The organism is Paenibacillus sp. FSL H7-0323, from assembly GCF_038002725.1.
GTDB classification, from domain to species: Bacteria; Bacillota; Bacilli; order Paenibacillales; family Paenibacillaceae; genus Paenibacillus_AQ; species Paenibacillus_AQ odorifer.
In genome coordinates, this window is sequence record NZ_JBBODB010000001.1 from 4067210 (window position 1) to 4079853 (window position 12644).

Consider the following 12644-nt stretch of genomic DNA (forward strand, 5'->3'; position numbering starts at 1 on the left):
TATTCCTTATACGCACATGCCGAGTCGACATTATCTGTTGTACCTGCAATTTCTTTTCCTAAAGGAGGGTAATAGGAGAGCAATGAAAAACAAAAACATCAAGATATTATTATTGATTATCGCCGCAGTATTATTGACACTAAATTTATTTCAATTCAATAACAACGTAAGCCATAACAGATTAATGAATAGGCTGGACCTGAATCTGACATCAGAACTCGACGGTCTAAGAGTGGAATTAGAACGATCCTCAACACCAAGCATTCTTGCTGTAGAGCAAGCGAGTAAAATTGCTGCCCTTTCGACGTATTCAACATTAGGGTTCGATTATGGATATACCTTGGAAACCAGAATACATGACAAATATGTACAAAATGAACCTTTTAAAGAGATGGATCAAATTCAAGAGTTACTTCTGGCCCTTCAAAAGGACCCTGCAAATCAAGAATTGCAACAAAGATTAGATTTATTATTAGTGAAGTAGCTTTAATGTAAGAAAAAAAGCCACAGCTAAAGCTCAGGTTATACCTGAACTGCAACTGTGGCTTTTTGGGCTTCTATTTTAGATGTTTTTGCGAAAAGAACTTGGGGAGAGTCCTACATATTTACGGAACTTGGCGTTGAAGTAATCGGGGTTCATGTACCCAACTTTCTCGGCCACCTCATATACTTTCATGCCTTGCGCTAGGAATTGCTTCGCCTTCTCAATCCGCACTTTGTCCACATACGTATTGAAGTATTCCCCGGTAGTGTTCTTGAACATTTTACCTAGATATGCGCTGTTGTAATTAAATAACTCAGATAAGGTCTCAAGCTTAAGGTTCTCATTGTAACGGCGGTTGATTAGCTCCGTAATTTTTTTGATCTCATTCCCTTTGCTGCCACTGGACATTTGATCGGCGATCTCCGCCATGAAATTAACGGCCTGCTCTTGCAGGTCTGCCAGATAATGACTATGGTAGAGCTCACCGATCGGCGGGGAATGCTTAGCGGCATTGCTGCGAATCTCTGGATAGACCGGTTCGAGACGGGCCAACACCGTACTGAGAATCCGCACAAATGTATCTTTGATCTGCTGCTCCTCACTGCCCGCAGCCAGTAGCTCTGCACAGATCGTATCCACCAGCGGTTCAATGGCCGCGCGGCTTCCAGTTTCAACAGCAAGCATTAGGCGGCTCTCCGCATCCTGCCCTTCTTCGGTGTACGCCTCCGCCACTCCAGGAAACAACATACCGGAGAGATCGGCGCTGATCAGAATCCCTTTGCGGTAAAAGAATGCCCGGCGCAGCAGTTCACGCGCCACTTGAAAAGACTGTGCCGCCTCTTCTGGTCCAGCTACAGGGCCTCCCGTTGCTGCGCTGAAGTCGTATCCCTCGCGGCAAATTAAGGAAGCAAGCTCTTCCATCAGCCGCTCCTGTTCCTGCTTTCCTGGCAGCGGCTCTTGCAGCAGAAATCCAATATATGGCGGCATCGTGAAAAACATCCGCTCTTCACTGCTGGCAAAATACTGTTCTACCGCGGCCTTAACGGCCCGCTCCCCTTCCTCACTGCCGCCCGCAGGCGCGAGTAATTCGAGTAGGATCACTTCGACACGGTCTGATTTAAGACCCAGTGCTGCCGCCTGCTTAGCAGGATCATTCTCCCCCTCCTCCGCAGTTGAAGGCTGCAGCAATGTACGCAGCAGGCTTTCGCGATTACGGGCAGGCTCCTCTTCATTCCAGCGGCTAAAGCGATCTTCCTGAGCGATCGTGACTCTGAGTTCCTCCAAATAGTTGATTAGCTCTTCCTCATCCACCGGCTTCAGTAAATAGCCGTCAATGCGGTAAGAAATGGCTCGTTTGGCATACTCAAAATCCGCATGACCACTTAAAATTAGCACATGGCTGGTCGAGCCTTCCTCGCGCAGCTCACCGATTAACTCCAGCCCGTCCATACCAGGCATGCGGATATCCACCACAATCAGTTCCGGATAAAAAATATGATATTTCTCCTGAGCTTGCAAGCCGTTGGCGGCCGTAGCCACCACCGTATACCCTAGCTCTTCCCAAGGGATTAGAGCCCGAAGGCCTTCCCGCAGCTTTGGCTCATCATCAACAATCAATACTTTGATCATAGATTTATGTCCTCCATTGGAATACGAAACGTAATAGATGTTCCTTCATTCATCCGGCTTTCGATATTCAGTCCATATTCAACACCGTAGGATAACTTCAAACGGTCGTGTACATTGCGCAGCCCGATGCGTGCCTCTTCCTGCTCATCACGAACCTCAAGGGTATAACGGATCTGCTCCAGCTTGTCCGGAGTGATCCCGGCTCCATTATCGGTAATGGTAAAGACCGCATGATTCTGCTCACGCTTGATATTCACCGTAACCATTGCTCCATCCATCGTGTTGTCTAACCCATGAATCACCGCATTTTCCACAAGCGGCTGCACAATCAGCGGCGGGATGTAGAGTGATTCGACGGCAGGGTCTACAATAAATTGATATTTCAAACGATCCTCATAACGGAATTGCTGAATATCCAAATAACAACGAACCACTTCAAGCTCCTGGCTAAGCAAAATTTTACTTCGGCCTACCTCCAGATTACTGCGCATCATTTTGCCAAGAAGACGCACTACCCGTGCAATCTCCACTTGCCCTTTCATATGGGCCTCCATACGAATAGATTCCAGCGCATTGAACAAGAAATGAGGATTGATCTGGCTTGCCAGCATTTTAAAACGGATATCATTCTGTTTCTGTTCCAGCAGACTGTTCTGGTCATTAGATTCCTGTACCTCGTACATCAAATCGTTAATACTCCGTACCATAGAATTGAACTGACGAGCTAACAGAGCAATTTCATCTTTGCCATCAATTTTTAATGAAGTGTCAAAATCACCCGTACTAACGCGGTTAATATGTCTGCTTAACTGCAATAATCGACGTGAAAATAATGAAGAGAAACTATATATGATTAAAAAGGCCAATAAAACGCTTACGGCAATCACGGTAATCGAAAGCTTAATCACCCGATTAGGTTCTTTGACTATACTATCAATAGAAAAAACAGAAATAATTCGCAGGGCGTTACGGCTGGCTTGTGGTTTAAGTTCTTCTATCACTATTTTGGAGGCTTCACCATCTACTTCTGCCTCATAGCTCCCGCTTCCTTGCCCCAAAAGCTTTGTATCAAAAGAAACATCTGCCAGTTTCTTTCCTGTCCGATCGCTCCGGTTCGCAGCAATGATATTATCCTGATCATCCACGATCATGGTATCAAATGATTCCTGGCTCAGAATTGAGGTTAGCTGGTGACTGTTTACATTAATAACGAGCACGCCAATTTTACTGGAGCCCTCCAGCTCGATTTTGCGGACAAGACTTAAATAATTCCGCTGATCACGCTCATCCTCTATATATTCCCAACCGACGAGGCTATCGTACCGCTGTGCTCTTTGATACCACTGGCTCTCCTTAATGGCAGACGAAGGATTGATCAGCTCCCAGTTGTTAAGCAGCGTAGCATTATCAGTGTATAAACGTATGTTGGATATGTCTTTATATAATCTTAGGTATTCACGCATATCAGTGTAATCCCGATAAGCCTCAACCACATCATAAGTGCTTACATACTGGCGTATGGCGAGTTTTTTCAGCCGGGCATCATTGGACAATCGATACGCTATATCTTGCGATACACCGATGACTTCTTCTGTTCTTTTTTTTACCCGATCTACGTTAATTGAAGCTTGCTCCAGTGCGTTCTCAAACGCCATGGTCCTCATCTCAATCGTAAGATAACCACCTACCAGTAATACCGGTAAAAGTGTAGTCAGTAAAAAAGCAAGCAGCAGCTTATTGCGGATTTTGATGTCATTCAGCACCTTAACAAACCATTGAAACATGGCCTTTCGCCCCCCGAAACCTTCACTATCTCATGTACAGGCTGCCACTACCTTGGAGATATTCCATACTTTACAGAAGAAAAATGAAAACGGCAACATTTTTGAATATTGCCGTTCATCACCTCTATAAAGAAGATGGTCTTTAAAAAGGCCTTCCGCCAGATGCGAAAGACCTCTTTTATATCAGACAGATTGATAAATGGCGTTTTATTGGCGATATGCAGCCAGCTTGTTATTCAATTCGCGGGTCTGGCCGTAAACTTCCTGATAGAGGTTGAATAGACCGTCATAGATTGCCGTTTGTTTCGGATCTGGTTTATAAACATCAGCAGGACGGATAAACGCTTCTGCACATTCCGCAAGGGATGTGAACCATCCGCTTCCATAAGCCGCCAGCATAGCTGCTCCCATTGCCGGACCCTGTTCACTTTCCAGCTTCACGATGGATGCATTGAAAATATCAGCCTGCATTTGCAGCCAAGCCTCATTTTTAGCTCCACCACCAATTGCAATGATCTCTGTAATCTCTTTGCCTGACTCACGTACAATCTCAATGGATTCACGCAGTGAGAAGGTAATGCCTTCTAATACTGCACGTGTAAAATGCGTCAACGTATGCCCTGAATCCATACCAATAAAGCTTCCGCGAATATTTGCATCTGGATGTGGTGTACGTTCTCCTACAATATAAGGTGTGAATAACAGGCCGCCGCTGCCAGCTGGAATAGAGGAAACTCCGCTTAACAGCTCATCAAAGCTTTTGTCCGCCGCAAAGGTTTCTTTGAACCACGTAAGGCTATAACCAGCAGCTAGTGTAACCCCCATAATATAGTAGGCATCTTTTTCACCATGGTTAAAGAAATGGACTTTGCCTTCGAGATTCAAATCTTTATTGCTCTCATAAGAAAGAACTACACCAGATGTACCAATACTGCACATGGTCCGGCCTTCTCCCAATACACCCGCTCCGAGCGCGCCACAAGCATTATCTGCACCACCAGCAAATACCTTCGTTGAAGATAAAAGACCTGACGCTTCAGCAATGTCCGGCAATAAAGTTCCAGTCTGTTCAAAGGATTCTACCAATCTAGGACAAAGAGAAAGCGGAAGTTCAAAAGCCTCTGCGATTTCTGCACTCCATTCTTTAGAACCTACATCCAATAACAACGTTCCGGCAGCATCGGAGTAATCCATTGCATAATCACCCGTCAACCGATAACGAACATAATCTTTTGGCAGCAGGAACTGATGCGCCTGTGATAATACTTCTGGTTCATTCTCTTGAACCCACAGAATCTTAGGCAGTGTAAAACCTTCCAATGCTTTGTTTCTGGCGATATCGATCAACTTCGTTCCAAGCGTCTTCTCAATCTTACGGCATTGTGCAGTAGTACGGGTATCATTCCAAAGAATAGCTGGACGCAGCACTTGCCCTTCTTTATCTACTAGTACCAATCCGTGCATTTGTCCGGAGAAACTTAGACCGTCTACTTGAGACGGGTCTATGCCTGATACTTCAATCAGACGGCGCAGGCTGACCAGCGTGCCTTTTACCCAATCCTCAGGATTTTGCTCACTCCAGTTCGGTTGGGGTCTGCTTAGCGGGTAGGACTCGGAATGCTCAAAAGCCACCTTCCCCTGCGGGTCCACTAGAACAGTCTTCACTGCACTAGTCCCCAAATCAACACCTATAACGTATTTCATTTTTGACCTCCTAAAAGTTTTGTTAGCATAGACTTCATTGAATTACTTCGAGCAAAACTTACTTCGTAAGCATCTTGCTTAGTTTTTACTACAAAAAGGGGGCTGCCGAAGAATGCTCTCTTCAGCAACCCCCGTTGCATTTGTTCAAACTCGACTCAAAGCCTAAGCTTCAAGCTCCCTATAAGGACTACTCAGCCAAGATGTATTGGTTAAGGGTAGCTCTCAGGTATTCTTGACGTCCGGATTGGTTAGGACGTGGGTTCTCATTGTTCAAAGCATATTCAGCCAAAGAAGCCAATGTTGCTTTACCGGAAACGATGTCTGCACCAACGCCTTCTGTGAAGCTGCTGTAGCGTTTGTCAATGAAATCTTCGAATACGCGATCTTCGATCAATTTAGCAGCAACTTTCAAGCCTTTTGCGTAAGTATCCATACCAGCGATGTGTGCCAAGAACAGATCTTGTGGCTCGAAGGAAGGACGACGTACTTTAGCGTCGAAGTTAATTCCGCCTTTGCCAAGACCGTCATTCTTCAATACTTCATAAAGAGTAAGTGTTGCATCGTAGATGTTTACTGGGAATTCATCAGTATCCCAACCAAGCAGTGTATCCCCTTGGTTAGCGTCAAGTGATCCAAGCATGCCATTAATACGAGCTACACGAAGTTCATGTTCAAAAGTATGACCTGCAAGCGTAGCGTGGTTAGCTTCAAGGTTCAGCTTGAAGTGCTTGTCGAGGTTGTATTTTTGCAAGAACGAAATTGTTGTTGCTGCATCGAAATCATATTGATGTTTAGTAGGCTCTTTTGGTTTAGGTTCGATCAGGAATTGACCATCAAAACCAATTTCCTTAGCGTAATCTACAGCCATGCTGAACAGACGTGCAATGTTATCTTGTTCAAGACCCATATCTGTATTCAGCAATTCTTCGTAACCTTCACGGCCGCCCCAGAATACATAGTTGCTTGCGCCCAGACGTTTACCAACTTCCAGACCTTTCTTCACTTGTGCTGCTGCATGTGCGAAAACATCAGCGTTAGGTGTAGAACCTGCACCGTGCATATAACGCGGGTTAGTGAACATATTAGCTGTATTCCACAGCAATTTCTTGCCGGAAGTCTTCATGCCTTGTTCAAGGATATCAACAATAGTGTCGATGTTGCTGTAGAACTCACGCAAAGATGCGCCTTCTGGTGCGATATCTACATCATGGAAGCAGAAGTAAGGCAGATCCATCTTGTCCATAAATTCGAATGCTGCTTCAGCGCGAGCTTTAGCTTTATCAAGACCACTCAATTTGTCCCAGCTGCGAATTGCAGTTTCAGCGCCAAACGGATCAGAACCGCCAGCAGTTAATGTATGCCAATAAGCCATTGCAAATTTCAGATGTTCCTCCATAGTTTTGCCGGCTACGACTTCTTTAGGATTGTAGAATTTAAATGCATAAGGGTTGGTGGAACGGCTTCCCTCGTAAGAGATTTTGTTCACTGTCTCAAAATAAGCCATTGTGTAATCCTCCTCATATTGTGCTACGCTAGCAAGCGTTTACAGCATCATCTTAACACATCTTTTTGACTTTGTATATTGGTTAAACAAAGTTTTTTTATAAAATTTCCGCCTCTTTAAGTCTCCCTTGCCTATCCGTTTAATATTCAAAAAATCCAACAAACATAGATTTCCTCTTTTCTGCCGATGTATTGCAATTTCCAGCACATCACTCTAGACTAAGTGGCATACAACAAAAGGGAACTATGCTAAAAAGGATGTGTGATTCGTGAAGGTTACCGGAGATCAGGCGCTGGTCAAAAAAATCAATAAATCGATCGTACTACATACTATTCGAAGGAACTCTCCGCTCTCGCGCGCCAAGGTTTCAGAGATGACCGGACTGAATAAAGCTACCGTATCCAATCTGGTGGCTGAGCTATGCGCTCAAGAATTAGTGACTGAAGTTGGACCAGGTCAATCCAGTGGCGGACGTAAGCCGCTAATGCTGCATTTTAACAGCATGGCCGGCAGTGTAATCGGTATAGAGCTACGGGTGAAGCAACTGACAGCCGTCTTATGTGATTTAAGTGGTGGCATTCTTTTCGAAAGCGATTTCTCCCTGGACAATCATGCTCTGCCTTATGTACTGGAACGGATGAAAAAAACAATTTCAGACTTGATTGATAAAGCACCTGAATCCCCATACGGTATCGTCGGCATCGGAGTAGGTGTCCCCGGGATGGTGGATGAGAACGGGGTTGTTCTTTTTGCTCCCAACCTTGGCTGGGAAATGGTCGACCTGCGGGGTATTTTGGAGGCGGAATTCGCGGTTCCAGTCACTATTGATAACGAAGCTAACGCAGGTGCACAAGGTGAACTGAACTTTGGGGCGGCAAAAGATGTTAGACATCTGCTCTATATCAGTGCGGGTTCAGGGATCGGATCCGGTATTATTATTGGCGGAGAGCTGTACAAAGGTGCAAGAGGATATGCCGGCGAGACCGGACATATGACGATTGAAGCACAAGGCAAGCCGTGCAGTTGTGGGAGCCGTGGCTGTTGGGAGCTATATGCCTCGGAGAAAACCTATGACCATTCCGAGTTCTCCCTCCCTGCTCATACCACACAAGAACTGGTCCGTTATGCAGCCGCTGGACAAGAAGACGCCTTGCGCCACTTCTCATCTATGGGTGAATATCTCGGCATCGGAGTAACGAATCTAATCAATAGCTTTAATCCAGAGCTGATTGTCATCGGTGGAGCCTTATCCGAAGCAGAAGCCTGGTTAGGGGAGCCCCTTCGCCGGGTTGTAGCCGAGCGTACACTTCCTTATCATAAGCAGCAGCTCGAGATTACCTTCTCCAAGCTGGGCAGCCGAGGCACGATGATAGGCGCGGGGTTCTCTGCAGTTATGCATTTTCTAGGCGATATTCGGGTGACCGTTTAATGTAGTCTAATGGACAACGTTTTGCGGGACAGTTTCACGGGTGAAATTCAAGAGCGGATAGAATTGACGTAAAATTGCCGCATTTAGGTGGATCAAAAGTGCAGTAAAAGCAACTTAAATCCTATATAATAAAGGATAAGTTAGTGTGACATTTATCACTACAACCCCTTTTTTGAAATGGAGAGCGAGTCCATGACCTATGTTGATACGTCTGATATCTCGGCACAGATGTTCATCACTGTGTTGCTTTTTCTGCTCATTATTGCCCCTTTGATCAGTCTCGGTGTGCTCCGTTTTTTTCAAGCCAAAAAGAAATCAGGATTCATTCTGATCGGCAGCGGTGTTGCTGTATACGTCCTATTTCAGATCATTACCTCTTTCACTCAAGCTTAAATTGAACTTTGCGATTTACATCATAAAAAATAGCCTCCGCATATTAGCGTCAGGCTATTTTTGTATACTTAGACCACAAAAAGATCACCTCCAAAATGGAAGCGACCTTTTGCAATTTCCTCACAGAAATATATTTAATTAAACAGTCGCCAATGCTTTGTCGAACTGAGTTTTATTCATCCCCACGATTTTGTGCTCACCAATTACAGTTACAGGAACAGCTCTCATTCCCATATCCCAAACCTGCTGCGCGTAATCATCATTCTGCTCAATATTACGCTCTTCATAGGCTACGCCTTTTTCACTCAAAAAGCTCTTCACCTGACGGCAATGTGGACAATTTGTTGATGTATATACAATTACATTTTCCATCATTAGACCTCCTATGGAAGATTACAGTTATGTTACAGAATAACCGCGCTATGTTCCAGACTTTCAATGTATTTCTCAGCATCCATAGCTGCCATACATCCACTGCCTGCTGCTGTAATTGCTTGTCTATAACGGGTATCCTGCACATCACCACAAGCGAATACGCCTGGGATATTAGTTTCAGAAGTACCTGGGTTAGTCATGATATAACCTTCAGTATTAGTTGTGATTTGTCCACCCAAAAATGCAGTGTTAGGATGGTGGCCAATCGCCACAAACACTCCGCTTGCTTCAATGATTTCTTCTTGTCCGGTCTCATTGTTCAGCACTTTTAGTCCACTCACGCCTTTGTCTCCAGAAGTTACTTCCAGAGGAGTACGATTCAGGCTCCAAGCTACTTTAACATTATCGCGAACGCGATCCTGCATGATCTTGGAAGCACGTAGCTCTTCACGACGGTGTACCAGCGTTACTTTGGAGGCAAAACGAGTCAAGAAACCCGCTTCCTCAAGCGCAGAATCTCCACCGCCAACAACCACGATCTCTTTATTACGGAAGAAGAATCCATCACAGGTAGCACAGGTGCTTACACCGCGTCCCACATTATCCTGCTCGCCTGGGATACCGAGGTATTTTGCCGTAGCGCCAGTCGAAATGATCAGGGTATCCGTCGTAAGAACACCCAATCCTTCAACATTAAGCTTAAAAGGACGCTCTCCAAGTTCTACACTGTTCACCCAACCCGTACGGAATTCCGCACCAAAACGTTCAGCTTGTTTACGCATATTATCCATTAAGTCTGGACCCATAATTCCATCAGGAAATCCCGGGAAATTCTCCACTTCTGTAGTGGTGGTCAATTGTCCGCCAGGTTGAGGTCCTTCGATTACTAGTGGGTTCAAATTGGCACGAGCCAAGTAGATAGCAGCAGTCAACCCCGCCGGTCCGGTTCCAACAATTATTGATTTATACATATCTATATCCTCCTTGAGTTAGACGGCAGTGACGTCGCTTCTTATTTAAAATAATTATAATGTAGTCTTAATTATGCTAACTGAAAGCAAAAATGTCAATAAGCCAGACTCCCTCAGGGAAAAATCATTTGTGAACAATTTAATTTTTGGCAATAAATAATACACAGTAACATCACTGACCTCTTACCGCAACAATCGCAGCCCATTAAGAATAACCAATATCGTACTGCCTTCATGACCGATCACGCCAAAAGGAAGGGCGATGCCCTGCACAAAGTTACTGATCATCAGAACCGCGATTACTGTTACAGCAAAAATCATATTTTGCTTCACAATACGCTGTGAGCGCCGTGCCAATGAAATGGTCGAGGCGATCTCTTCAATATTATCATTCATAAGCACTACATCGGCGATCTCAAGCGCTGCACCACTGCCTTTCATGCCCATTCCCATACCAACAGTCGCTGTAGCCAGAGCAGGCGCATCATTCACACCGTCACCCACCATCACAACATTACCGTGCTCTTCACGAAGCGCCTTAATATGCTTTACTTTATCCTCTGGTAAAAGGTCGGCAAATACTAAATCTACTCCGGTTGAAGCCGCAATAACTTTTGCTGTAGCTTCCCGGTCACCCGTAAGCATAGCCACTTTAATCCCCAGCTCCTGCAGCTTCCGCACTGCGGCTTCTGCTTGTGGGCGAACTGTATCCTGCAATGCAATCATACCTGCAATATGCTCACCGTCCAAAATAATGGAGACAGTCTTCCCCTCTTCCGCCAACTGCTGCCGTTTAGTTCTCCAGAATGCAAGCTCAGAGTTCATCGCAGATGAAATCAGCTCATCCAGAAAATTGGACTTTCCAATTTTCCAGAGATGCCCGTCAACTTGACCTTCAATTCCCCAGCCAGTGATGGTTTTACTTTCCTGCACTCCCCGCAGCTCCAGATATTCTTCCTCAGCTTTACGCACAATGGCTTCCGCCAATGGATGGCGTGACATATGCTCAATGGATGCGCTAATCGCCAGTAATTCTTCCCGGTTGTAGCCTTCAGCTGCAATAAAGTCTGTCACCTGCGGAGTTCCCTCTGTAAGGGTCCCTGTCTTATCAAAAGCTACAACAGAGGTCCGAGCCATATTTTCGAGGTGGACCCCGCCTTTAAATAAAATCCCTTTTCGCGCACTTTTGGAAATGGCCGACAGCATCGCAGGCATAATCGATGAGACCAACGCACAAGGCGAGGCTACTACAAGAAAAACCATCGCTTTATAAAAGGTTGCGCTCCAGCTCCAGTCCAGCAAAAAGGGTGGAAGGAAAATAAGAGCCACAGTCGAGGCAACGACTACCCGTGCATAGATGGCTTCCAGTCTTTTAATGAATCGCTGTGAGTTTGGAACATCCGTCTCTGCTTCTTCTACCATCTTAATGATCTTGGAAAAAAGTGTGTTCTCTGCTGATTTCGTTACTTCAATATAAAGTGGGCCTTCTCCATTGACCGTACCTGCGAATACCTCGCTGCCAGCACATTTTTCAACAGGCACTGACTCTCCTGTAATGGAAGCCTGATCTACTGCCGATTCTCCTCTGTACACCTTACCATCTGCAGGAATAAGATCCCCTGGACGTACAAGCAACAGATCTCCAATTACTAACTGATCGATAGCTACCTCGTTCATGCTTCCTTTTTCAATCCGCATGGCTGTGGCAGGTTTCAAGGCCATAAGTGAGGAAATATCCTTCTTACTCCGTTCCATCGTATAGCTCTCTAGTGCTCCACTAAGCGCAAAAATAAAGATGAGCATAGCACCTTCATTCCAGTACCCAATGGTAGCTGCGCCTAGTGCGGCCGCAATCATCAGCAGGTTCACATCGAGATCACGTTCTTTGACGAGCGTCTCAACGCCTTCTTTGGCTTTGTTCCAGCCACCAATGGTATACGAAATAACATAAAGTACTATAGAGAAAACTTCTGACCAGCTGCCCATAGCCCAAGCAAAAAGCATAAGTACTCCGCTGCCAAGCGCAGCCTGCATCTCGGAGTTGCTGAGCATGGCTCTCAGATCGAACCGGCGTTTTGGAGCGCCTGGTTTCTTCATGCTGCCGGAGATTGAGGTTTGCTGGGGTAAATGTTTTGATGTTGCTTGCATAATAATCACCATCCTGAAAGTTTTGTGTAGGATTACTTCATTGACTTCTCTTTGCAACAAAACTTGCTTCGGGAGCATACGTTTTGTTTTGTCTAAATGATAATGAGAGCCATTCTTAAGACCCCTAAAATGACACATGCTGCCCCGGCTTAGCCGGGACAGCATGAATGATAACTATGAGTAGTGAGAATGATAATCATTGTTGCAACAGTACAACTATATT

10 protein-coding genes are annotated in these 12644 nt (G+C 45.3%); 3 read left to right on the plus strand and 7 right to left on the minus strand.

Annotated elements, in window-relative coordinates; genetic code table 11:
• The first annotated feature begins 82 nt into the window (after positions 1-82).
• A complete protein-coding gene (locus tag MHH89_RS18410) occupies positions 83-484 on the plus strand; it encodes a hypothetical protein (RefSeq protein WP_341087800.1) in 402 nt (133 codons plus the stop codon).
• Positions 485-562: 78 nt separating this feature from the next.
• Here MHH89_RS18410 and MHH89_RS18415 read toward each other — a convergent pair whose 3' ends face one another.
• From MHH89_RS18415 to xylA, 4 genes are all read right to left on the minus strand, one after another.
• Positions 563-2113: a response regulator transcription factor gene (locus tag MHH89_RS18415; RefSeq protein ID WP_341087804.1), complete on the minus strand. Its 1551-nt coding sequence runs from the start codon at positions 2111-2113 to the stop codon at positions 563-565.
• A complete protein-coding gene (locus tag MHH89_RS18420) occupies positions 2110-3897 on the minus strand; it encodes a sensor histidine kinase (protein ID WP_076128708.1) in 1788 nt (595 codons plus the stop codon). The genes MHH89_RS18415 and MHH89_RS18420 overlap by 4 nt, the downstream gene beginning before the upstream one ends.
• Before the next feature lie 207 nt (positions 3898-4104).
• Positions 4105-5601, minus strand: a complete 1497-nt coding sequence (xylB, locus tag MHH89_RS18425; RefSeq protein ID WP_076310337.1) for a xylulokinase — start codon at positions 5599-5601, stop codon at positions 4105-4107.
• A gap of 187 nt (positions 5602-5788) precedes the next feature.
• Positions 5789-7105 carry a xylose isomerase gene (xylA, locus tag MHH89_RS18430; protein ID WP_076128712.1) on the minus strand — a complete coding sequence of 439 codons (1317 nt, stop codon included), beginning with the start codon at positions 7103-7105 and terminating at the stop codon, positions 5789-5791.
• A gap of 268 nt (positions 7106-7373) precedes the next feature.
• On the opposite strand from xylA, the gene MHH89_RS18435 reads away from it, so the two are divergent.
• Both MHH89_RS18435 and MHH89_RS18440 read left to right on the plus strand, forming a co-directional pair.
• Complete coding sequence (locus MHH89_RS18435) at positions 7374-8534, plus strand: ROK family transcriptional regulator (protein ID WP_076179356.1); 1161 nt, start codon at positions 7374-7376, stop codon at positions 8532-8534.
• Between the two features lie 192 nt (positions 8535-8726).
• Positions 8727-8927: a hypothetical protein gene (locus tag MHH89_RS18440; protein WP_036680251.1), complete on the plus strand. Its 201-nt coding sequence runs from the start codon at positions 8727-8729 to the stop codon at positions 8925-8927.
• A 138-nt stretch (positions 8928-9065) separates the two neighbouring features.
• Here the strand turns inward: MHH89_RS18440 and MHH89_RS18445 are convergent, their stop codons facing one another.
• From MHH89_RS18445 to MHH89_RS18455, 3 genes are all read right to left on the minus strand, one after another.
• Entirely contained in the window at positions 9066-9299 is a 234-nt protein-coding gene (locus tag MHH89_RS18445; RefSeq protein ID WP_076128716.1) for a glutaredoxin family protein, read from the minus strand.
• A 32-nt stretch (positions 9300-9331) separates the two neighbouring features.
• Positions 9332-10273 (minus strand): thioredoxin-disulfide reductase, encoded by a 942-nt coding sequence (gene trxB / locus MHH89_RS18450; RefSeq protein WP_076128718.1) that lies wholly within the window; start codon positions 10271-10273, stop codon positions 9332-9334.
• Between the two features lie 183 nt (positions 10274-10456).
• Positions 10457-12421, minus strand: a complete 1965-nt coding sequence (locus tag MHH89_RS18455; RefSeq protein WP_341087810.1) for a heavy metal translocating P-type ATPase — start codon at positions 12419-12421, stop codon at positions 10457-10459.
• Between the last annotated feature and the right edge of the window lie 223 nt (positions 12422-12644).